The sequence below is a fragment of the Actinomadura viridis genome (genome assembly GCF_015751755.1).
Taxonomy (GTDB): Bacteria; Actinomycetota; Actinomycetes; order Streptosporangiales; family Streptosporangiaceae; genus Spirillospora; species Spirillospora viridis.
The window spans coordinates 3451050-3473788 of sequence record NZ_JADOUA010000001.1 but is presented as its reverse complement, the minus strand read 5'-3'; the positions used below and the strand labels follow the sequence as shown (position 1 = coordinate 3473788).

The 22739-nt window shown below is 69.3% G+C and carries 15 protein-coding genes and 3 rRNA genes; 5 read left to right on the top strand and 13 right to left on the bottom strand.

Features of this window, described 5'->3' with window-relative positions; genetic code table 11:
• Positions 1 to 53: 53 nt before the first annotated feature.
• From IW256_RS15665 to IW256_RS15650, 4 genes are all read right to left on the bottom strand, one after another.
• A complete protein-coding gene (locus IW256_RS15665) occupies positions 54 to 1208 on the bottom strand; it encodes an acyl-CoA dehydrogenase family protein (RefSeq protein WP_197011677.1) in 1155 nt (384 codons plus the stop codon).
• Positions 1205 to 3238 carry an ATP-binding protein gene (locus IW256_RS15660; RefSeq protein ID WP_197016334.1) on the bottom strand — a complete coding sequence of 678 codons (2034 nt, stop codon included), beginning with the start codon at positions 3236 to 3238 and terminating at the stop codon, positions 1205 to 1207. The genes IW256_RS15665 and IW256_RS15660 overlap by 4 nt, the downstream gene beginning before the upstream one ends.
• A gap of 24 nt (positions 3239 to 3262) precedes the next feature.
• Entirely contained in the window at positions 3263 to 4798 is a 1536-nt protein-coding gene (locus IW256_RS15655) for an acyl-CoA carboxylase subunit beta (protein ID WP_197016333.1), read from the bottom strand.
• 106 nt (positions 4799 to 4904) lie between these two features.
• Entirely contained in the window at positions 4905 to 6728 is a 1824-nt protein-coding gene (locus IW256_RS15650; RefSeq protein WP_197011676.1) for an acyclic terpene utilization AtuA family protein, read from the bottom strand.
• A gap of 102 nt (positions 6729 to 6830) precedes the next feature.
• Here IW256_RS15650 and IW256_RS15645 point away from each other — a divergent pair, with 102 nt between their 5' ends.
• Positions 6831 to 7451 carry a TetR/AcrR family transcriptional regulator gene (locus tag IW256_RS15645; protein ID WP_197011675.1) on the top strand — a complete coding sequence of 207 codons (621 nt, stop codon included), beginning with the start codon at positions 6831 to 6833 and terminating at the stop codon, positions 7449 to 7451.
• A 27-nt stretch (positions 7452 to 7478) separates the two neighbouring features.
• Here the strand turns inward: IW256_RS15645 and IW256_RS15640 are convergent, their stop codons facing one another.
• Entirely contained in the window at positions 7479 to 8315 is an 837-nt protein-coding gene (locus IW256_RS15640; protein ID WP_231403798.1) for an ABC transporter permease subunit, read from the bottom strand.
• A 65-nt stretch (positions 8316 to 8380) separates the two neighbouring features.
• On the bottom strand, positions 8381 to 9295 hold the full coding sequence (locus tag IW256_RS15635) for an ABC transporter ATP-binding protein (RefSeq protein ID WP_197011674.1): 915 nt from the start codon (positions 9293 to 9295) through the stop codon (positions 8381 to 8383).
• Between the two features lie 117 nt (positions 9296 to 9412).
• Between IW256_RS15635 and IW256_RS15630 the strand changes: the two genes are divergently transcribed.
• Positions 9413 to 9856 carry a GbsR/MarR family transcriptional regulator gene (locus IW256_RS15630; protein WP_197011673.1) on the top strand — a complete coding sequence of 148 codons (444 nt, stop codon included), beginning with the start codon at positions 9413 to 9415 and terminating at the stop codon, positions 9854 to 9856.
• Positions 9857 to 10134: 278 nt separating this feature from the next.
• Complete coding sequence (locus IW256_RS15625; protein WP_197011672.1) at positions 10135 to 11055, top strand: alpha/beta fold hydrolase; 921 nt, start codon at positions 10135 to 10137, stop codon at positions 11053 to 11055.
• 4 nt (positions 11056 to 11059) lie between these two features.
• Here IW256_RS15625 and IW256_RS15620 read toward each other — a convergent pair whose 3' ends face one another.
• From IW256_RS15620 to IW256_RS15595, 6 genes are all read right to left on the bottom strand, one after another.
• The gene (locus IW256_RS15620; RefSeq protein ID WP_197011671.1) at positions 11060 to 12541 is read right to left on the bottom strand and encodes an erythromycin esterase family protein; all 1482 of its coding nucleotides are present in this window, start codon (positions 12539 to 12541) and stop codon (positions 11060 to 11062) included.
• Between the two features lie 267 nt (positions 12542 to 12808).
• A 5S ribosomal RNA gene (gene rrf, locus IW256_RS15615) occupies positions 12809 to 12925 on the bottom strand.
• Positions 12926 to 13059: 134 nt separating this feature from the next.
• Positions 13060 to 16172, bottom strand: a 23S ribosomal RNA gene (locus IW256_RS15610).
• A gap of 445 nt (positions 16173 to 16617) precedes the next feature.
• Positions 16618 to 18135, bottom strand: a 16S ribosomal RNA gene (locus IW256_RS15605).
• The 16S, 23S and 5S rRNA genes sit together here, the layout of an rRNA operon.
• 709 nt (positions 18136 to 18844) lie before the next feature.
• The gene (locus tag IW256_RS15600) at positions 18845 to 19705 is read right to left on the bottom strand and encodes a putative RNA methyltransferase (protein ID WP_197011670.1); all 861 of its coding nucleotides are present in this window, start codon (positions 19703 to 19705) and stop codon (positions 18845 to 18847) included.
• A gap of 72 nt (positions 19706 to 19777) precedes the next feature.
• Positions 19778 to 20302: a GNAT family N-acetyltransferase gene (locus tag IW256_RS15595; protein WP_197011669.1), complete on the bottom strand. Its 525-nt coding sequence runs from the start codon at positions 20300 to 20302 to the stop codon at positions 19778 to 19780.
• Between the two features lie 52 nt (positions 20303 to 20354).
• On the opposite strand from IW256_RS15595, the gene IW256_RS15590 reads away from it, so the two are divergent.
• Positions 20355 to 20984, top strand: a complete 630-nt coding sequence (locus IW256_RS15590) for a TetR/AcrR family transcriptional regulator (RefSeq protein WP_197011668.1) — start codon at positions 20355 to 20357, stop codon at positions 20982 to 20984.
• Between the two features lie 77 nt (positions 20985 to 21061).
• On the opposite strand, the gene trxA is transcribed toward IW256_RS15590, so the two are convergent.
• The gene (gene trxA / locus IW256_RS15585) at positions 21062 to 21415 is read right to left on the bottom strand and encodes a thioredoxin (RefSeq protein WP_197011667.1); all 354 of its coding nucleotides are present in this window, start codon (positions 21413 to 21415) and stop codon (positions 21062 to 21064) included.
• A gap of 133 nt (positions 21416 to 21548) precedes the next feature.
• On the opposite strand from trxA, the gene IW256_RS15580 reads away from it, so the two are divergent.
• On the top strand, positions 21549 to 22589 hold the full coding sequence (locus tag IW256_RS15580; RefSeq protein WP_197011666.1) for a sigma-70 family RNA polymerase sigma factor: 1041 nt from the start codon (positions 21549 to 21551) through the stop codon (positions 22587 to 22589).
• The last annotated feature ends 150 nt before the right edge of the window (positions 22590 to 22739 follow it).

Sequence of the window (22739 nt, the reverse complement as noted above, 5' to 3'; positions counted from 1 at the left end):
CCACCGCGGCCCTCTCCTGAGAAACTTCCGCGGCGCCGGCCGCTCCCGGGCGGTCAGTACGACTTGGGCAGGCCGAGGGAGTGCTGGGCGACGTAGTTGAGGATCATCTCCCGGCTGACCGGGGCGATCCGCATGAGCCGCACCACCCCGGCGAGCATGCCCACGCCGTACTCGGTGGTCAGCCCGTTCCCGCCGTGGGTCTGGATGGCCTGGTCGACGCAGTGGATGGCGGCCTCGGCGGTCGCGTACTTGGCCATGTTGGCGGCCTCCCCGGCGCCCGTGTCGTCGCCCGCGTCGTACAGCCAGGCCGCCTTCTGCCCCATCAGCCGGGCCAGCTCCAGCTCGATCTTGGCGGCGGCGAGCGGGTGCGCCAGCCCCTGGTGCGCGCCGATCGGGGTCCGGAAGACCTGGCGGTCCCTGGCGTAGGCGGTCGCCTTGCCCAGCGCCAGCCGGCCGATGCCCGCGCCCATCGCCGCCGCCATGATCCGCTCGGGGTTGAGACCGGCGAACAGCTGCAGCAGCCCGCCGTCCTCGTCGCCGACCAGGGCGTCGTAGGGCAGCCGCACCTCGTCCAGGTGGCAGACGAACTGCTTCTCCGGCGACACGATCTCCATCTCGATCGGCGTCCAGGTGAAGCCGGGCACCTCCGTCGGCACGATGAACAGCGACGGCCGCAGGTTGCCCTTCTGGTCCTCGGTACGGCTGACGACCAGCACCGCGTCCGCCTCGTCCACGCCGGAGATGAAGGTCTTCTGGCCGGTCAGGAGCCAGCCGTCGCCGTCGCGCCGGGCGGTGGTGGTGATGCGGTGGGAGTTGGACCCGGCGTCGGGCTCGGTGATGGCGAAGGCCATCTTCACCGAGCCGTCGGCGAACCGGGGCAGCCACCGCTCGCGCTGCTCCGGGGTGCCGGAACGGGCGATGATCGTGGCGCAGATGGCCGGGGAGACGACCATGAGCAGCAGCGGGCATCCCGCCGCGGCCAGCTCCTCGCAGACCGCCGCGAGGTCGCCGATGCCGCCGCCCCCGCCCCCGTACTCCTCGGGGACGTTGACGCCCAGGTAGCCGAGCCGGCCGGCCTCGGCCCACAGCTCGTCGGTCTTCTGCCCGGACTTGGCCTTGGCCACGTAGTAGTCGGGGCCGTACTTCGCGCCGAGGCCGGCGACGGCGGCGCGCAGCGCCCGCCGCTCCTCGCTCTCGATGAAGCTCACTGGGGGTTCCCTTCGGGGGTGGAGGGGGCGGCGATGACGGCGAGCACGGCGCCGGCCTCGACCTGACGGCCCGCGGCGACGTTCAGCTCGGCCACCGTCCCGCCGGCGGGCGCGGCGATGCGGTGCTCCATCTTCATGGCCTCGAGAACGAGGAGGACCTGGCCCTCGGTGACGGCCGCGCCCTCCTCGGTCTCCACCCGTACGACGGTGCCCGGCATGGGGGCCAGCAGGGAGCCGGGGGCGACCAGGTCGCTGGGGTCGGCGAAGCGGGGCAGCGCGCGCAGCGCCACGGATCCGAGGGGAGAGTCGACGTACACCTCGGCCGCCCGCGGGCCACCGCCCTGGCCCGTGCCGCCCTGGCCCGTGCCGTCCGGGACGCGCCGCACCTCGAAGCCGTACCGGACGCCCGCCACGCCGAGGGTGACCGACCCCGGTGACGCCGCGACCAGTTCGACCCCGTCGTGGCCCTCGGCGCGCAGCGCGCCGCCCCGGGTGAGGCGGTAGGCGACCTCGACCGTGCCGCCGTCCGGCGCCTCGTACGACTTGCGCTGCGGCTGGGACGGGAGGTTGCGCCACCCGGACGGCAGCCCGGCCAGGACCGGTGCCGCCGCCCTGTTGGCCGCGGCGTCGGCCAGCGCGGCCGCCAGCGCCGACAGCCGCACGGCGTCCCCGCCGGCGAGCGGCGCCGCCAGGACGTCCAGGCCGACCTCGTCGAGGTAGCCGGTGGTGGCGTGGCCGCCGAGGAACGCCGGCTCCGCCAGGACGCGCGCCAGGAGGTCCCGGTTCGTGGCGAGGCCGTGGACGCGCGCGCCGCCCAGGGCGGCGCGCAGGCGCCGGGCGGCGGCCCCGCGCGTGGGGGCCCAGGCGATGACCTTGGCCAGCATCGGGTCGTAGTGGACGCCCACCTCGGTGCCGTTCTCGACCCCGCTGTCGAGGCGCAGGCCGTACTCCGGCGGCACCCGGAACCGCGCGTCCACGCCCGGGATCTCGAACGCGTGCAGCGTCCCCCCGGACGGCCGCCAGCCGGCCGCGGGGTCCTCGGCGTACAGGCGGACCTCGATGGCGTGCCCGCGCGGCGCGGGAGGGGCGGACGGCAGCCGCGCCCCCTCGGCCACCTCGATCTGCAGCCGGACCAGGTCGAGGCCGTAGAGGCATTCGGTGACCGGATGCTCGACCTGGAGGCGCGTGTTGACCTCCAGGAAGAAGAAGCGGCCGTCCTCGGCGAGCATGAACTCGACCGTGCCCGCCCCGACGTAGCCGATGGCCTTGGCCGCGTCCACCGCCGCGCGGCAGAGCCGGTCGCGCAGCGCGGTGTCCACCGCCGGCGACGGCGCCTCCTCGATGATCTTCTGGTGGCGGCGCTGGACCGAGCAGTCCCGCTCGCCGAGCGCCCACCCCGTCCCATGGGCGTCGGCCAGGAGCTGCACCTCCACGTGCCGGGCGCGCTCCAGCAGCGGCTCGCAGAACACCGCCGGATCGCCGAACGCCGACTCGGCCTCGCGGCGGGCGGCGGCCACCGCGTCCGGCAGTTCGGCGAGGGAGCGGACGACCCGCATGCCGCGCCCGCCCCCGCCGGCCGACGCCTTCACGAGGATGGGCAGGTCCGCCTCGGTGACGGCGTCCGGGTCCAGCTCGGGCAGCACCGGCACGCCCGCCCGCGCCATCAGCTTCTTGGCCTCGATCTTCGAGCCCATCGCCTCGACGGCCTCCGGCGGCGGCCCGACCCAGACGAGCCCGGCATCGATGACCGCGCGGGCGAACGCGGCGTTCTCCGACAGGAACCCGTACCCCGGATGGACCGCGTCGGCTCCGGCGCTCCGCGCGGCGGCGATGAGCAGGTCACCGCGCAGGTAGGTGTCGGCGGGCGCGGCACCGGGCAGCCGCACGGCCGCGTCCGCCTCGGCGGCGTGCGGGCCCTCGGCGTCGGCGTCGGAGAACACCGCGACCGTCCCGATCCCCATGTCCCGGCAGGTCCGGAAGACGCGGCGGGCGATCTCGCCCCGGTTGGCCACCAGCAGTTTGTTGATCATCAGCTCTTCGCTCACAGGCTCGGGTCACATCCGGAAGACGCCGAAGCCGCCCTCGGCGCCGCGGACGGGGGCGTTGTGGACGGCCGACAGGCACATCCCCAGCACGGTACGGGTGTCGCGGGGGTCGATCACCCCGTCGTCGTACAGCCGCCCGGACAGGAAGTACGGCAGCGACTCGGCCTCGATCTGGTTCTCCACCATCTCCCGCATCGCGCGGTCCTGGTCCTCGTCGTAGGCCTGGCCGCGGGCCTCGGCCGCCTGCCGGGCCACGATCGACAGCACCCCGGCCAGCTGCTGCGGGCCCATCACGGCCGATTTGGCGCTCGGCCAGGTGAACAGGAAGCGGGGGTCGTACGCCCGGCCGCACATCCCGTAGTTCCCCGCCCCGTACGAGGCGCCCATGATGATCGACAGGTGCGGCACCCGGCTGTTGGCCACCGCGTTGATCATGAGGGCGCCGTGCTTGATGATCCCCGCCTGCTCGTACTCCTTGCCGACCATGTAGCCGGTGGTGTTGTGCAGGAACAGCAGCGGAGTGTCGGCCCGGTTCGCGAGCTGGATGAACTGCGCCGCCTTCTGCGCCTCCTCGCTGAACAGCACGCCCCGCGCGTTGGCCAGGACGCCGATCGGGTAGCCGTGCAGCCGGGCCCAGCCGGTGACCAGGCTCGTCCCGTACAGCGGCTTGAACTCGTCGAACTCGGAGGCGTCGACGACACGGGCGATGACCTCGCGGGGGTCGAACGGGATCTTCAGATCCTCGGGGACGATCCCCGCCAGTTCCTCCGCGTCGTACAGGGGCTCCCGGGCGGCGGCGGGCGCCGGGCCCGCCCTGCGGTGGTTGAGCCGGGCGACGATCCGCCGTCCCAGCCGCAACGCGTCGGCCTCGTCCACGGCCATGTGGTCGGCCAGCCCGGACACGCGGGCGTGCATCTCCGCGCCGCCCAGCTCCTCGTCGCCGGCCTCCTCGCCGGTGGCCATCTTCACCAGCGGCGGCCCGCCCAGGAACACCTTGGCGCGCTCCTTGACCATGACGACGTGGTCGCACATGCCGGGGATGTAGGCGCCGCCGGCGGTGGAGTTGCCGAAGACCAGGGCGATCGTCGGGATCCCGGCGGCCGACAGCCTGGTGAGGTCCCGGAACATCCGCCCGCCCGGAATGAAGATCTCCTTCTGGGTGGGCAGGTCGGCGCCGCCGGACTCGACCAGGTTGATCACGGGCAGCCGGTTCTCCAGCGCGATGTCGGAGGCCCGGAAGCTCTTCTTGACCGTCCACGGGTTGCTGGACCCGCCCCGCACGGTGGGGTCGTTGGCGACGATCATGCACTCCACGCCCTCGACCACCCCGATCCCGGTGACGATGCTGGCGCCGACCTGGAAATCGCTGCCCCAGGCGGCCAGCGGGCTCAGCTCCAGGAACGGCGAGTCGGGATCGAGCAGCAGCTCGATGCGCTCGCGGACGAGCAGCTTGCCGCGCCGGCGGTGGCGGTCGAGGTACTTCTCCCCGCCGCCCAGCAGGACCTTCGCGTGCTCGGCCTCCAGATCGGCCAGCTTGGCCAGCATGGCCGCGCGGCGTTCCCGGTACTCGGGGCCGCGGGTGTCCAGGGTGCTCTTCAGGGCCAAGGGATTCCCTCCTGGGTGGGGCCCGTCGGGGTGATGGCGGAACCGGTCACAGCAGCGTCTCCGGCACGTCGACGAGGCGGGCCCGCAGCCATTCGCCGAGGGCCTTGCCCTGCGGATCGAACCGGGTCGACGCCGAGACGCCCTCCTGCAGCAGCCCTTCGACGACGAAGTTGACGGCGCGGAGGCCGGGCAGGGCGTGGCGGGTGACCGTGAGATCGCGGGTCTCGGGGAGGAGGGCGGCGAACCGTTCCACGGTGAGGAACTCCGCGAGCCAGCGCCACTGCTCCCCGGTACGGGCCCAGACGCCGATGTTGGCGTCGCCTCCCTTGTCGCCGCTGCGCGCCCCCGCGATCCGGCCGAGCGGGACCCGTACGTGCGGGACGTCCCGCCACGGGTCGCGGGGAGCCGCCCCCTCCTCCGGCTCGACCGCGCCCGGCGGGCCGGAGCCCTCGCCGGGGCCGCCGCCGGAGCCCTCGCCGGAGCCCTCGCTGGAGCCCTCGCTGGAGCCCTCGTGCGTCTCGGCGGCCCGCGCGGGCACGGCGCCGATCACGCGGCGGGAGCCGTCGGGCAGGACGGCGACGTGCTCGATCTCCTCGTTGGGCACGAACGCCGGGGTGTACACGCCGTACGGGCCGCCCTTCCCGGGCGGGGAGGTCATGGTGAAGCCCGGATATCCCGCCAGCGCCAGCTCGACGACCGCGCCGCTGAAGGCCCGCCCCACCCTGTCCGGATCGGGGTCCAGGACGGCGCAGCGCAGCAGGGCCGTCGCCTCCCCCTGCGTCGCCGGGTCGGGGCCGGGCCCGCCGATCAGCGTCCACTCGGCCTTCTCCGGAAGGTCGTCGCCGAGGGCCGCCTCCAGCTGGGCGCGGGCGAAGGCCGCCTTCGCCTCGATGTCGAGCCCGGTGAGGACGAACGTCATCTCGTTGCGGTGCCCGCCGAGGTGGTTGAGGCAGACCTTGGTGGTCGCCGGCGGCGGCTCCCCCCTCGTCCCGCTGACGCCGACCCGGTCAGGTCCCTCCGCGCGCAGCCGGATCGTGTCGAACCGGGTCGTCACGTCGGGACCGGCGTACGCGGGCCCGCCGATCTCGTACAGCAGCTGGGCCGTCACGGTCTCCACGGTGACGGCGCCGCCGGTGCCCTCGTGCTTGGTGATGACGCTGGAACCGTCCGCGTGGATCTCGGCGATGGGGAAGCCCGCCGGGGCCGGCGCCCGGACGTCGTGGACCTCCTGGAAGAAGGCGAAGTTGCCGCCGGTGGCCTGCGCGCCGCACTCCAGGACGTGCCCCGCCACGGTCGCGCCGGCCAGGGCGTCCCAGTCGTCCCGGGCCCAGCCGAAATGGGCGGCGGCGGGTCCGGCCACCAGGGAGGCGTCGGTCACCCGGCCGGTCACCACGATGTCGGCGCCCGCCCGGAGGCACTCGACGATCCCCCAGGCGCCCAGGTAGGCGTTGGCCGTCAGCGGCCGGCCGTGGCGCGGGTGCGCCAGCCCCAGCTCCCCGGCACGCGGCAGCAGGTCGTCACCCTCGACATGGGCGATCCGCACGTCGATGCCGAGCCGCCCGGCCAGCTCCCGCAGCCGTTCGGCCAGGCCGCCCGGGTTGAGCCCGCCCGCGTTGGTGACGATCGTGGTGCCGCGCTCGGCGGCCAGCCCCAGGCACTCCTCCATCTGCCGCAGGAAGGTGGTCGCGTACCCGGCGCGCGGATCCTTCATCCTCCCCCGGCCGAGGATCAGCATGGTCAGCTCGGCGAGGTAGTCACCGGTCAGCACGTCCAGCGGGCCGGCCTCGAGCATCTCCCGCACCGCGGAGAAGCGGTCGCCGTAGAACCCCGAGGCATTGCCGATCCTCAACGGCCGGGGCGTCGATGTCATGTGCTGCACCCTGCCAGCCGGTCCCGAAAAAATCAATCACGCATGATTGTTCTTCGGGCTCCGTCTTTGGTTGACTGGACGTACCGCCGAACCGAGGAAGAGATGACCACGCAGGCAGTCCCCCGCGAGCCCCAGCAGGACCGCAGCCGCGCCACCCGGGGCCGGCTGCTGGAAGCCGCCATCGACTGCCTCGCCTCCAACGGGTGGGCGGGGACGACCGTCGCCGTCGTCGCCGAGCGCGCCGGCGTCTCACGCGGAGCCGCGCAGCACCACTTCCGCACCCGCGAGGAACTGGTGACCGCGGCCGTCGAGTACGGCAGCGAGGTCCGCACCGCGCAGATGCGCGAGCACCTGTCCGCCCTCGCCGGCCGGCGCCCCTCCACGCTGGAGGTCCTGACCCTTCTCGGCGAGATGTACACCAGCCCGCTGTTCCGGGCCGCCCTCCAGCTGTGGGTGGCGGCCGGCTCCGACGCGCAGCTGCGCGCCCGGGTCGTCCCGCTCGAGGCCAGGGTCGGGCGCGAGGCCCACCGTCTCGCGGTGGAGGCCCTGGGCGCCGACGAGAGCGTCTCCGGGGTACGGGAGAGCGTGCAGGCCACCCTCGATCTCGTCCGCGGCCTCGGCCTCGCCGACCTGCTGACCGACGACTCCGCCCGGCGATCCCGCCTCCTCCGGCAGTGGGCCGCCACCCTCGACCTCACCCTCCACCGCGCCGAGGCCCCCTGACCGCCCTGCCGTACCCCTCGGCACCCCTCAGCGGCCGAGGTCGCGGCGGCTCAGCCTCCACGCCCCCGCGGCGACCAGGAGGGCCGCGGCGGCGGCCAGGACGGCCACGTGACCGGCGTCGAAGCCGTTCTTCAGCGGTTCACCGCCGATGTAGTAGTGGAACGGCGTGAGGCGCCGGGCCCAGCCGGCACCGATCTGAGGAGCGAAGCCGTGCAGGGCGTACGCGGCGACACCGAGACCGGCGGTGACACCGAAGACGGTGGCGCGGCCCAGGCCGGCGGCGGCGCCCAGACCGGTGGCCAGGGCCCCGAACACGACGGCCAGCAGGGCCACGTTCAGGGCCTGGGCGGCGAAGGCCCCGGCGCCGATCCCGTCGAGCCCGGCGCCGCCCCGGACGGCGAGCATCGCCGCCAGCACGACGGCCGCGATCGCGGCGGCACCGGCCGCCAGGGCTGCGAACCGGCCCAGCAGCAGGCGGGTGCGCCCGACAGGATGGGCCAGCAGCAGGTCCAAATACCCGCTCTCCTCGTCCGCGGAGATCATGCGGGCTCCGGTGGCGGCCCCGTAGAAGACCGCCAGCAGCGGCACCAGCAGGCCGAAGACGGCGCCCTGCAGGTAGCCGGCGGCGGTGGAGACGTCGTCCAGGCCGAAGCCCCGCATCGCCTCGGGCACCGAGGCGACGGAGTCGGCGGACAGCTGCGGGTAGAAGCTCGCGTACATCATCGCCAGCAGGCCGGTGGCCAGGGCCCAGACGGTGAAGACGCGCCGGTTGTCGTACAGGGTCTTCGTGAAGACCGAGCCGCTCAGGGCGCGGGCGATGCCGGAGGTGCCGGCGAGGGCGGTGGTCATATCGCTGCCGTTCATGGTCGCGTCGTGAGTGGGGTCGGGCTGCGTGGGAGGTCAGGCGGCGTAGGGGGCCGACGTGGGGGTCAGGCGGCAGGGCCGGAGCCGTGCTCGCCCGTGTAGAAGCCGCGGAAGAGCTCGTCCAGATCCTGCGCGCCGGCGCTCAGCCCGGTCACCGTGTGCTCGGCCGCGGCCTTGACCAGCGCGTCGGGGCTGCCTTCGACGCGGCAGGCCAGCGTGGTCCCGGCGGGGTCGACGGTCACGTCGGCGACGGCGGGCAGGGCGGCGAACGGCTCCGGCCGGACCGGGGCGGCGAAGGTGATGCGCACCTGGAGGGAGGAACGGGCGCGCAGGTTCGCGACGGTGTCGAGCGCGACCAGGCGGCCCTCCCGGATGATGCCGACGCGGTCGGCGACCGCCTCGACCTCGCTCATGATGTGGCTGGACATGAACACCGTCCGCCCGGCCTCCCGGGCCTCGGCGACCATGTCCAGGAAGGTCTGCTGCACCAGCGGATCCAGTCCCGAGGTGGGCTCGTCCAGGATGAGCAGCTCGGGCTCGTGCATGAACGCCTGGACCAGTCCGACCTTCTGCCGGTTCCCCTTGGAGAGGCTCCTGATCCTGGCGGTGAGGTCCAGCTCCAGCCGGTCGGCCAGCCCGGTGATCCGGGACGCGGGGACGCCCCCGCGCAGGTCGGCGAGGAAGGCCAGGCACTCACCGGCCCGCTGCCGCCCGTCCACCACGAAGTCCCCCGCCAGGTAGCCGATCCGGCGGTGCAGCCCGACCGCGTCGGCGCGCGGATCGAGGCCCAGCACGCGGGCGGTGCCGGAGGTCGGGCGGATCAGGTCCAGCAGCAACCGGATGGTGGTGGACTTGCCCGCCCCGTTGGGGCCCAGATAGCCGAACACCTCCCCGGCCTCCACCCGCAGGGTCAGTCCGGCCAGGCCGCGCCGGCCGCCATAGGTCTTGGTGAGCCCGGTGAGCTCGATCGCCGTCGTCACATCCCCGACTCTATCAAAACTTTCAGAAATTTCTGAAGATTCAGATTGGTTAGGATGTCCGGAGGACGCGTCACAGGGGGGAAGACCTTGGCGGACACCGCCGAAGCTGCCGAGAAGATGGCACTGATCCTGGTCCAGGGCGGCCTGCAGAAGGCGACGGCACGCGTGCTGGCGGCGTTCCTGTTCGCCGACACCGACAGCGTCACCGCCCCCGAGCTGGCCGAGTGGCTGGCCATCAGCTCCGGGTCGGTGTCGGGCGCGATCAAGATGCTCTCCACCGTCGGCCTGATCGAGCGCGCCCCCGCGCCGGGCAGCCGCCGCGAGCACTACCGGCTGCGCGAGGGGGCCTGGGCCACACTGATGTCGACGCAGAACGGGATGGTGCGGACCCTCTTCAAGGCCGCCGACGAGGGCATCGAGGCCGCCGGCCCGGACACCCCCGCCGCCCGGCGCCTGGCCGAGATGCGCGACTTCTACGGCTTCATGTTCCGCGAACTGCCCGCCCTGATCGACCGCTGGAAGGCCGAACGGCACGCGGACCCGCGTCCGGGAGGCCAGTGACCGCCCTGGCCGCGGGCCGCGGGCCGCGGGCCGTGGCCAGCGGACGGCGGACGCGGACGGCGGGCGGCGGACGCGGGCGGCGGGCGGCGGCGTGACAGGCCGCCCGTACCCGGCGACGACAGGACGGGTGATCGGTGCCGTACCCGGCTACCATGATCGTCCCCCGGCGTTCCGGGCCTCTGTCCGCGCGGCCACCGTGGCCCGCCGCGGGGCCACCCGCGTGGGAGGCGACCGCCATGCGCGCACCGGCCTCACCGGGGGGTGAAAGGAGCCTGGCGATGACCACGGCGCATGGGGCCGGACGGCCGACCCGGGTGGCCGACCTGACGGCGGGCAGCGTGGAGTACCGGCTGGAGCGGCACGGTCCGGGCACCGTGGTGATGCTCCACGGCGGGCACATGCGGGCCGGCCTTCCCTTGGGCGAGGAGGTGTTCGCCAAGGCCGGGTTCTCGGTCCTGGCGCTCTCCCGGCCGGGCTACGGCCGTACCCCGGTGACGACCGGGACCTCCCCCGACGGTTTCGCCGACGTGATCGCCGAACTGTGCGGGCGGCTCTCGATCGCGGAGGTCGCCGCGGTGGTCGGCCAGTCGGCCGGCGGGCCGACCGCGATCGCGCTGGCCGCCCGCCACCCCGGGCTGGTACGGCGCCTCATCCTGGAGAGCGCGGTCGGCTTCCTGCCCTGGCCCGGCCGCCGTACGCGGCTGGCCGGCAACCTGCTCTTCGCGCCGCGCACGGAAGCGGCCACCTGGGCCCTGACCCACGCCCTGATGCGCCGCGCGCCCCAGGCTGGCCTGCGGCTACTGCTGCGCGACCTGACCGCTCGTCCCGTCGGCCCGGTCCTGGCCGGTCTGGACGAGACGCATCGGGCCGCACTGCTCGAACTGTTCACCCGCATGCGTTCGGGCTCCGGTTTCCGGACCGACCTGCGTCACATGAAGGCGGCCGGGCCGGGACGGGACGGCGGGGACGAGCGGGCACGGCGGGCCGCCCAGGTCACCCAGCCCACACTGATCATCGCCTCGCCCGACGACGGCGCCGTCGCGTACGCCCAGGCCGAGGCCCTCGCGGGCACCATTCCCGGGGCACGCCTCGTCACCAGCCGCGCGGAAAGCCACATGATCTGGTTCTCCGAGGACTACCCCGCCATCGCGGCCGACATCGCCGCCTTCCTGACCACCGAGGGCACAGCATCTCCCTGACGCCCTACTCCCCCTTCGCGGCGTACGGCTTCCCTCCGCGCCCGGCCGCTCCTTCCCGCCGAAGCCCGAGCAGCCCGCTCGGACCGCGGCCCTGCGTCCGGCCCAGCACCTCGCCCCGTGCGGGAGGCAGCAGCCGCGTCGCCTGAATCCGGTGCAGGTGGATCAGGACGTCGTAGGTCCGCCGCAGCCGGGTCCTGTCGTCGGCCACCGGATAGGCCGCGCCGATGCTCCGGATCGGACGTTCCACGTCCAGCCATCCGCGGGCGGGCCGGGGCACGGTTCTCAGGTCGACGAAGAAGTCACGGAAGTGCACGCGATCGAGCACGCGCTCGGGGTGTCCGGCCGGAGGCGGCCCCAGGGTGAACTTCCGCAGCCGCTGCCGCGGGTCTTTCAGGTCATGGGCGTTGAACGAGCCCCGGTAGAAGGTGAAGCCCACGTTGACATAGCGGCGGCCGAGCCGATCCCGGAGGAAGGCCCCCTGGGGCTTGGGATAGAGCCGGACGTTTCCGCTCTGGTAGCCGATGTGCCCGTTGTGCGCCGACAGCAGGATCCGTTCCCCGGTGTAGCCGCGCCACCAGTCCACATTCCTCGCCATCGAACGATCCCGGTACTGCAGCGCCCGGGGCAGCTGTTCCGGATCGCCGGGATTCCACGAGTTGAGGCGGGCGACCTGGGCGAGCACCCTGGCGTTCTGTTCCACCAACCGATACTTCCTGGGGTTCACGCCCTTTCGCAGCGTGCGCAGCAGCCTGAGGGCCTGGTCGGCTTGGGCGGCGAGGCGCAGCCGTTCCTTCCGCGGACGCTTCAGGTAGGCCGCCCGCCAGGCCCCGAGGTCCTTGGTGGCGGGCCGCAGGCCGTCGTACAACCGGACGAAACGCGGGAGCAGCGCGGGCCGTTGCTGCCGCACGTATCCGAACACGTCCTGGAAGAGCAGCCGGTGCGGATACACGCTGTCATCGCCGATGAAATGGAGCTTGTCACGATGCCGCTGGTTGTAGGCACGCATCCACCGGAGCAGCGCGAGGTACTCGCGGCTGTTCCAGAGGATGTAGTCGTCCCGGAACTCCTCGCGCATGATACGCCGCAGATCGCCCTTGCCGTGGAGGACGTAGTCGTTGAGGCGGAGCCCGGAGCCCCATCCGACTTCCAGCGCGAAGGTACGAAAGCCCTTCTTCTTCACCAGGTAGCGAAAGACCCGGTGCTTCATGGTGAAGAACTCGTGCGAGTTGTGCGTGGCTTCGCCGAGCCCGACGACCTCGGCACCCTTGATCATGCGTCCCAGCGGCCGCAGGTCCCGGAAACCGCCGGCGGGCGCCGTGGAACGGAGCGGATGAGCGCTCTCGTCCAGTGCCCGGACGACGCCGCTCCGGTTCGAGTCCGCTCGAGCCTGCGGGGACACGAGCAGCAGTCCCGCGTCGCAGAGCAGCACGAGCCAGACGACCAGCCGGCGACGCCGCCCAGGGGCCGATGGACGAGACGACAACATCGAAGCGCTCCCTCGCTAGGAAATGCCAGGTCCAGGACCGGCACTCCGCTCCGAGGCGATGGCCGCCGCCTCAAGGGGCGCGAATGCCGGATGCGAGGTGTTCGTACCGTTGATGTCATCGACGCATCACTAGGGAGGAGTAAAGACTTCCTCCCTCACACTGACAAATCATGAACAAGCAGGACAGATCCTGCATTTCACCGCAGCGAGAAAGGGGTGGAAATGAAGAAGGCCCCGCCACGAATGGCGGGGCCTCCCCCAATATGAGTCCGGCGGCGTCCTACTCTCCCACACAGTCTCCCATGCAGTACCATCGGCGCTGAAGGGCTTAACTACCGGGTTCGGGATGGGACCGGGTGTTTCCCCTTCGCCATAACCACCGAACGAACCACGCACACCCCCCACAAACCAGGGGCGGCAAACTCGTCCAGGCCGTCAGGCCAATTCACTTATCAAAAACAGGATTCCCGTTTGCTTTCCGGGAACCGCACAGGGACGCGAACACTCACGCTGTAATGTGTGTCAAGCCACTCGGCCTATTAGTACCGGTCAACTCCACACCTTACGATGCTTCCATCTCCGGCCTATCAACCCAGTCGTCTACTGGGAGCCTTACCCCACCAAGGTGGGAGGGAGAACTCATCTCGAGGAAGGCTTCCCGCTTAGATGCTTTCAGCGGTTATCCCGACCGAACGTAGCCAACCAGCCGTGCCCCTGGCGGGACAACTGGCACACCAGAGGTCCGTCCGTCCCGGTCCTCTCGTACTAGGGACAGACCCTCTCAATTCTCCTACGCGCGCAGCGGATAGGGACCGAACTGTCTCGCGACGTTCTAAACCCAGCTCGCGTGCCGCTTTAATGGGCGAACAGCCCAACCCTTGGGACCTACTCCAGCCCCAGGATGCGACGAGCCGACATCGAGGTGCCAAACCATCCCGTCGATATGGACTCTTGGGGAAGATCAGCCTGTTATCCCCGGGGTACCTTTTAGCCGTTGAGCGACACCGCTTCCACACGCCGGTGCCGGATCACTAGGCCCTGCTTTCGCACCTGCTCGACATGTCTGTCTCACAGTCAAGCTCCCTTGTGCCCTTGCACTCACCACCTGATTGCCAACCAGGCTGAGGGAACCTTTGGGCGCCTCCGTTACCCTTTAGGAGGCAACCGCCCCAGTTAAACTACCCACCAGGCACTGTCCCCCACCCGGATCCACGGGTGCGGGTTAGACGCTCAAAACGACCAGAGTGGTATTTCACCAACGACTCCACCGACACTGGCGTGCCAGCTTCACAGTCTCCCACCTATCCTACACAAGACGCTCCAAACGCCAATGCCAAGCTATAGTGAAGGTCCCGGGGTCTTTCCGTCCTGCTGCGCGAAACGAGCATCTTTACTCGTACTGCAATTTCACCGGGCCTGTGGTTGAGACAGCGGGGAAGTCGTTACGCCATTCGTGCAGGTCGGAACTTACCCGACAAGGAATTTCGCTACCTTAGGATGGTTATAGTTACCACCGCCGTTTACCGGCGCTTAGATTCTCAGCTTCGACCCCGAAGGATCTAACCGGTCCTCTTAACGTTCCGGCACCGGGCAGGCGTCAGTCCGTATACAGCGTCTTACGACTTCGCACGGACCTGTGTTTTTAGTAAACAGTCGCTTCCCCCTGGCCTCTGCGACCACACCCAGCTCCCACCGCAAGGGCGTTCACCAGACATGGTCCCCCTTCTCCCAAAGTTACGGGGGCAATTTGCCGAGTTCCTTAACCACAGTTCACCCGATCGCCTTGGTATTCTCTACCTGACCACCTGAGTCGGTTTAGGGTACGGGCCGCCGGTACACTCACTAGAGGCTTTTCTCGGCAGCATGGGATCACTCACTTCACCTAAAACGGCTCGGCATCACATCTCACCCTTACAAGTGCCACGGATTTACCTATGACACGGGCTACATGCTTACCCCAGGACAACCATCGCCTGGGCTGAGCTACCCTCCTGCGTCACCCCATCGCTCACCTACTACCCCCTCGGGCCCCATGCTCCCCAGACCAAGACCCCCGAAGGGATCAAGGACGGATCGGATGGTTAGCATCAGAGGATTCAGCGTTGGCGCATACCAGCGGGTACGGGAATATCAACCCGTTGTCCATCGACTACGCCTGTCGGCCTCGCCTTAGGTCCCGACTTACCCTGGGCGGATTAGCCTGCCCCAGGAACCCTTGGTCATCCGGCGGAAGAGTTTCTCACTCTTCATTCGCTACTCATGCCTGCATTCTCACTCCCACAGCCTCCACCACTCGATCACTCGGCGGCTTCACCGGCTGCAGGACGCTCCCCTACCCATCCCAGCACAAAGACTGAAATGCCACGGCTTCGGCGGTGTGCTTGAGCCCCGCTACATTGTCGGCGCGGAATCACTTGACCAGTGAGCTATTACGCACTCTTTCAAGGATGGCTGCTTCTAAGCCAACCTCCTGGTTGTCACGGCAACTCCACATCCTTTACCACTTAGCACACGCTTAGGGGCCTTAACCGATGATCTGGGCTGTTTCCCTCTCGACTACGAAGCTTATCCCCCGCAGTCTCACTGCCACGCTCTCACTTACCGGCATTCGGAGTTTGGCTGACGTCAGTAACCTTGTCGGGCCCATCGGCCATCCAGTAGCTCTACCTCCGGCAAGAAACACGCAACGCTGCACCTAAATGCATTTCGGGGAGAACCAGCTATCACGGAGTTTGATTGGCCTTTCACCCCTAACCACAGGTCATCCCCCAGGTTTTCAACCCTGGTGGGTTCGGGCCTCCACACCGTCTTACCGGCGCTTCACCCTGCCCATGGCTAGATCACCCCGCTTCGGGTCTACAGCATGCGACTCAAACGCCCTATTCAGACTCGCTTTCGCTACGGCTACCCGCCACCGGTTAACCTCGCCACACACCATAACTCGCAGGCTCATTCTTCAAAAGGCACGCCATCACGAACGACACCCCCAAAAGGATGCCGAGGACGCTCTGACGGCTTGTAGGCACACGGTTTCAGGTACTCTTTCACGACCCCTCACCGGGGCACTTTTCACCATTCCCTCACGGTACTGATCCGCTATCGGTCACCAGGAAGTATTCAGCCTTACCACGTGGTCGTGGCAGATTCACACGGGATTTCACGGGCCCCGTGCTACTCGGGAAAACATCCAAGAGGCACCACGATTTCGTCTACCGGACTCTCACCGTCTACGGTCGGCCTTCCCATGCCATTCGACTACCGCGATACTTTGTAACTCTCCGCCAGGCTGGTAGACCCGACAAGATGCTCCCACAACCCCGCACACGCAACCCCTACCAGGTATCACACGCGCACGGTTTAGGCTCCTCCGCTTTCGCTCACCACTACTCACGGAATCACTATTGTTTTCTCTTCCTGCGGGTACTGAGATGTTTCACTTCCCCGCGTTCCCACCAACCGCCCTATACATTCAGACGGCGGCGACACCCCATGACGGGTGCCAGGTTTCCCCATTCGGAAATCCCCGGATCAAAGTCTGGTTGCCGACTCCCCGAGGCATATCGCAGGCTCCCACGTCCTTCATCGGCTCCTGATGCCAAGGCATCCACCGTGTGCCCTTAAAAACTTGAACACACAAAACGATCATACAAATCGCAACAGAGACAAAACCCCGAACCCGAAGATCCGAAGTCTCGTCAGAGATGCTCGCGTCCACTGTGCAGTTCTCAAAAAACAACCGGGACCACCGGACCCACGAACCAACCAAGGAACAGGAATCCAGCCCCGCAATCCAGAAGAAACAACCCAGCCCCATCCCACACAACCCGAAAGGGGCTGCATGATCAGGGGCTGAAGGGTCCGTTCCCTCAGGACCCAACAGCGTGTCCACCACCACCATGACCCGAACCCAGACTTCCCACTCCCCGAAGGGCGGTACCAACCGGGCCGCACCACAGCGGCAATGAATAACCAGTGCTCCACATCTATGAGCAGCCACCTGACAGACATTCGCTGCCAACAGCGGCCACCGACCGCACCTGGACGAACCAGGACACGGCCAGTTGAATGCTCCTTAGAAAGGAGGTGATCCAGCCGCACCTTCCGGTACGGCTACCTTGTTACGACTTCGTCCCAATCGCCGGCCCCACCTTCGACCGCTCCCCCCACAAGTGGTTGGGCCACGGGCTTCGGGTGTTGCCGACTTTCGTGACGTGACGGGCGGTGTGTACAAGGCCCGGGAACGTATTCACCGCAGCGTTGCTGATCTGCGATTACTAGCGACTCCGACTTCACGAAGTCGAGTTGCAGACTTCGATCCGAACTGAGACCGGCTTTAAGGGATTCGCTCCACCTCACGGTATCGCAGCCCTCTGTACCGGCCATTGTAGCATGTTTGCAGCCCAAGACATAAGGGGCATGATGACTTGACGTCATCCCCACCTTCCTCCGAGTTGACCCCGGCGGTCTCCCATGAGTCCCCACCCGAAGTGCTGGCAACATGGAACGAGGGTTGCGCTCGTTGCGGGACTTAACCCAACATCTCACGACACGAGCTGACGACAGCCATGCACCACCTGTCACCGGCCCAAAAAGGACCCCACATCTCTGCAGGTTTTCCGGCAATGTCAAGCCTTGGTAAGGTTCTTCGCGTTGCGTCGAATTAAGCAACATGCTCCGCCGCTTGTGCGGGCCCCCGTCAATTCCTTTGAGTTTTAGCCTTGCGGCCGTACTCCCCAGGCGGGGCGCTTAATGCGTTAGCTACGGCGCGGAATCCGTGGAAGAACCCCACACCTAGCGCCCAACGTTTACGGCGTGGACTACCAGGGTATCTAATCCTGTTCGCTCCCCACGCTTTCGCTCCTCAGCGTCAGTACAGGCCCAGAGCACCGCCTTCGCCACCGGTGTTCCTCCCGATATCTGCGCATTTCACCGCTACACCGGGAATTCCATGCTCCCCTACCTGCCTCTAGTCTGCCCGTATCCACCGCAGACCCACAGTTAAGCCGTGGGCTTTCACGACGGACGCAACAAACCGCCTACGAGCTCTTTACGCCCAATAATTCCGGACAACGCTTGCGCCCTACGTATTACCGCGGCTGCTGGCACGTAGTTAGCCGGCGCTTCTTCTGCACCTACCGTCACGTTAGCTTCGTCGGTGCTGAAAGAGGTTTACAACCCGAAGGCCGTCATCCCTCACGCGGCGTCGCTGCGTCAGGCTTCCGCCCATTGCGCAAGATTCCCCACTGCTGCCTCCCGTAGGAGTCTGGGCCGTGTCTCAGTCCCAGTGTGACCGGTCGCCCTCTCAGGCCGGTTACCCGTCGTCGCCTTGGTAGGCCATCACCCCACCAACAAGCTGATAGGCCGCGAGCCCATCCCCAACCGAAAAACTTTCCACCACCAGCCCATGCGGACGGTGGTCATATCCGGTATTAGACCCGGTTTCCCAGGCTTATCCCAGAGTCAGGGGCAGGTTGCTCACGTGTTACTCACCCGTTCGCCGCTCGAGTACCCCCGAAGGGGCCTTTCCGCTCGACTTGCATGTGTTAAGCACGCCGCCAGCGTTCGTCCTGAGCCAGGATCAAACTCTCCATTAAGGTCCAACGACGACCCGCAGGGGGCGAACCCCACGAACCGCCAAACCTCAGGAAAAACAATCCCAGCAAACACGCAACCCCCGAAGAGGCCACGCGTATTGCCTCAAAGAAATCCCCGACCACAACCCAGAAGGTCATGGCCACGGGGCGGCCCGGCTACCGCCGGACCGATAAAGGCACTGGCTTTTAACACGCTGTTGAGTTCTCAAGAAACGGACACCCACCGTGTCAGACCCGCTCTCGCGAGCCTGCCTCCGGGGCAACCCTTCTAACTTACCAGGTTGTTCTCTGCTGTCAAGTCGATCCATCAAGATCGATTCGGCGGCTGAGAACTTCCCGCCTCCAGCGCACCAGAAACCGGCGAGACCCGAAGGCCGCCATCTTCGATCCACTAGGAGGTGCCCACCGGGGCGGTCACCTTGCGGTGACCCGCATCCCGTATCGGGCGTGCCCACCATCCTACAACAGGCCGAGCGATGCTCGAACCGGTTTTCGGTGTGGTTCCCGGGGCCGTCCGCCTCTCGGCGTCCCGCATCCCCTCGGGCATGAACGACTTTAGGTGGGAGATCAAGTGCCGTCAAATCGGGCTCGCCTCGTCCGGTTACCCCCGACCGCCAACCGCCAGGTCGCCTGCGCGCATGCCCCTCCAGCCCGTGGTACCGCCCACCTGCCACTACTGCACGCGCGCGGACGACGCCGGGCCCGACGCCTACGGAAGGCCGCGAAAGACCGAGATAACGAAGGACAGCGGTACGGGGATCGGCGCGGGCAGATCAGCGAGACGCTTGTGCAGGTCCTCCTGCGTTACGTGATGGGCGCTGGGGCCCATCCCCACCAGGGTGGCGGCATCGTCACGGCTCAGCGGCACCTCCGTCTCCACCCCTTCGCGTGACTCCAGGACGAAGTGGCCGGCGAGTGCGGCGTCCATGCGTTCGCTCTTCTGCTCGTCCACCGTCAGCAGGCCGAGTGTGCCCACCAGGGGGCCGAGATGGCGGGCCGAAGGGGTCACCGTGTAGAGGACACCGCCCGCTTTCAGCACGCGGTGGAACTCGGGGGCGTTCCTGGGGGCGAACACGTTGACGATCGCGTCGACGGTGGCGTCGCGTACGGGAAGGGGGCGCCACAGGTCGGCGACGATCGCGCCGATACGGGGATGCGCCCGCCCGGCCCGCCGGGCGGCGTGCTTGGAGATGTCCAGAGCGACGCCCACCGCGGCCGGTGAACGGTCGAGCACCGCCCGGAGGTAGTGCCCTGTCCCGGCCCCGGCGTCCAGGACGGCCTTCGCCTCTCCCCCGCCGCCCCCGGTGCGGGCGAGCCCCTCCGCCACGCGTTCGCCGAGCGTTCGCGTCAGAAGGTCGAAGTGCCCGGCCCCTAGGAAACTCTCCCTCGCGCGGACCATCTCTGCCGTGTCCGCCGTCCCGGCCCTGGCGTCGCCCGGCAGCAGGTTCGCGTACCCCTGGCGGGCGATGTCGAACGCGTGCCCGGCAGGGCAGCGCAGTGCTCTCGTCTCGAGCGCGAGGCCCTCTCCGCAGATAGGACAGGTGAGGTGTTCGACGACGTCGGCCAGCATCCGTCCATCATCGACGACACCGGGATGTGCCGGGTCCGCCCTCCACCTCCGCGGAGGGACCGGGATAGGCGATCACAGGTCCCGTCGCCAGGTCTGCCCCATGAGATCCGGCCCGAAGCCGCTGTGCGGCTCCTCGTCGACGAGCTCGAAGCCCGCGGCCTGGTAGATACGGCGGGCGGACAGGAGCACGTCGGTGGTCCACAGCGTGATCCGCCGGTATCCGGCGTCCTTCGCGAAACGCAGGCACTCCCCGACCAGTCTCGTTCCGATGCCGAGACCCCGGGCGGAGGGGAGGACGAGCAGGAGCCGCAGCCTGGCGGCCTCCCGGTCCTCGCCGTCGGCAACGCAGCAGACGCTTCCGGCGCGCCGGCCGTCGACCTCGGCGATCCAGGCGGCCTCCCGGCCGGGGCTCCGCCCGGCGGCGTGGTCGGCGAGGATCCGCGCGACCAGGGCCTCGAAGCTCCGGTTCCAGCCGAACTGGTCCGCGTAGACCTCGCCGTGGGCCTGCAGCACCCAGCCCAGGTCTCCGGGCCGGTCCATCGGCCGCACCGTCACGCGCGCCGCGTCCGCCGTACGTGCCGTGCCCGTCGCGCTCATCCTGCCTCCCGGCTCACTGACACGACTGTTTCAGTGCCTCTAGAGTAACACCATGGCCAGCGATGACGCGCCCCCCTCGGCACGGCGGACGGAACTCCTCGAACGCGCCTACCGGTACGCGCTCGCCCACGGTCTCGCCGAGTTGTCGCTACGGCCGCTGGCGGCGGCGATCGGGTCCAGCCCGCGGGTGCTGCTCTACCTGTTCGGCAGCAAGGACGGGCTCGTACGGGCGCTGCTGGCCCGGGCCAGGGCCGACGAGTTCGCGCTGCTCGACCGGCTCCGCGAGCCGGCGGGCGGGAGGCCGCTCGGGCTGGACGTTGCGGCCGGGCGGATCTGGAGCTGGCTGGCGGCGCCGGAGCACCGCCCGCTGCTGACGTTGTGGGTCGAGGGCTACGGCCGCTCGCTGCTCGACGCCGAGGGGCCCTGGGGCGGGTTCGCCTCGGCCGGCGTGGACGACTGGCTGGCCGTGCTGGCCACGGCCCAGCCGCCCGAGGAACGCGACGCCCCGCTCGGGGCCTGCCACCGGACCCTGGTCCTGGCGGTCCTCCGGGGAGGGCTACTGGACCTGCTGGCCACCGGCGACGAGGAACGCGTCACCGCGGCCGTGCGCACGCAGATCGCCGCGCTCCGGGCACAGACGGAAGCCGCCCCGGCGGGTCGCGCCGATCAGCGGGGCGGCTGAGCGTCCGGCGCCGCCCCGGCCGGCCGGCGGGAACGGGCGGTGCCGTCGACGGCGGTGAGGTTCAGGAGCGGTGACGTTCAGGACTTGAGGCGGCGCCGCACGTCTTCCATGTCGAGACCCCGTACCTGCTCGATCACGTTCTCCAGCACCGCGTCCGGAAGCGCTCCCGGCTCGGCGAACACGATCACGCCGTCCCGGATCGCCATGAGCGTCGGGATCGAGGAGATCCCGAAGCGCTCCGACAGCTCCGGCTCGGCCTCGGTGTCGACCTTGCCGAAGACGATGTCGGGGTGCTTGCCGGCGGCCTTCTCGAACACCGGGGCGAACCGGCGGCACGGTCCGCACCAGTCCGCCCAGAAGTCCACCAGCACGATCCCGTCACCCTGCGCGACGTCGTCGAAGGTGTCCACGGTCAGTGTGACCGTCGCCATGTCGTTCACTCCTCGGTCGGGGTACCAGGACGGGTAGAGCGATCAACAGCCTCGCAGTATTCCCTTCCCGGGAATCACAGAGGGGTAATTAGGCGTTGTGCCTTCAGGGAGATCGCACCGGAGAAGGGTCAGGATGGCTGCAACCCGTACCAAGGGCGACAGGGTCGACGCACCCGACAAGGATCTCGTCGGGGCGTACCTCGACCGGATCGGCCGTACGCCGCTGCTCGACGCGGTGGAGGAGGTCGATCTGGCGAAGGCCATCGAGGGGGGCCTGTACGCCGAACAGCTTCTGGAGCAGGGCACGCCCCCCGAGGGCGTCACCCTGGAGGAGCTGGAAGAGCTCGTCGAGGCGGGACTGCGCGCCAAGCGCCGGTTCGTCGAGGCCAACCTTCGGCTCGTGGTCTCGATCGCCCGCAAGTACCCGACCGACGCGCTGCCGCTGATCGACCTCATTCAGGAGGGCAACCTCGGGCTGATGCGCGCGGTGGAGAAGTTCGACTACCGCCGCGGTTACAAGTTCTCCACCTACGCGACATGGTGGATCCGGCAGGCCATCGGGCGGGGGCTCAGCCACACCGCGCGGACCATCCGGCTGCCGGTCCACGTGGAGGAGGAGCTGTCCCGGCTGCGCCGCGCCGAGCGGCAGCTGGGGCGCGAGCTGGGCCGGGAGCCGACCCGCGAGGAGCTGGCCGAGGCGGTCGGTGCCGAGCCCGAGCATGTCGACGAGCTGATGCGCTGGCGCCGCGATCCGGCCAGCCTGGACGCGACCGTGGACGAATCCGGCGAGACGCCGATGGGCGACCTGCTGGAGGACCCCGAGGCGGTGACGCCCGAGGCGGAGATCGTGGCCCTGGACGACCTGGAGGGGCTGAGCCGCCTGCTGGAGCGGCTCCCCGAACGCGAGTCGGCGATCCTGCGGGCCCGGTTCGGCATGGACAGCGGGCAGCCGCAGTCGTACGCGCAGATCGGCGCCCGGTACGGGCTGAGCCACAACCGGGTGCGGCAGATCACCGACCGGTCGCTGCGCCGCCTGCGCCAGCTCGCCACCGACGCCGACCTCACCGGGCGCCGCGCGCTGGCCGGCACCGGCGCCGCGGTCGGTCCGGAGCGCCGGGACGGCGAGCGGGTGGGCGCGCCCGTCCGCGAGGCCGCCCGGTCCCAGGCCGCCTGAGGTCTTCGCTCGCAGCCCGCACGGGGCGGTCCGGCACGGTCCGGGCCGCCCGGGCGGGCGGAGGCGTGCCCCACGGGCCGCCGGTCCCCCCGGCCCCTTGCGTTCTCCCTCTCGCCCTTGATTCTCGGGCCTTGGGGCCGGCTTGGTCGT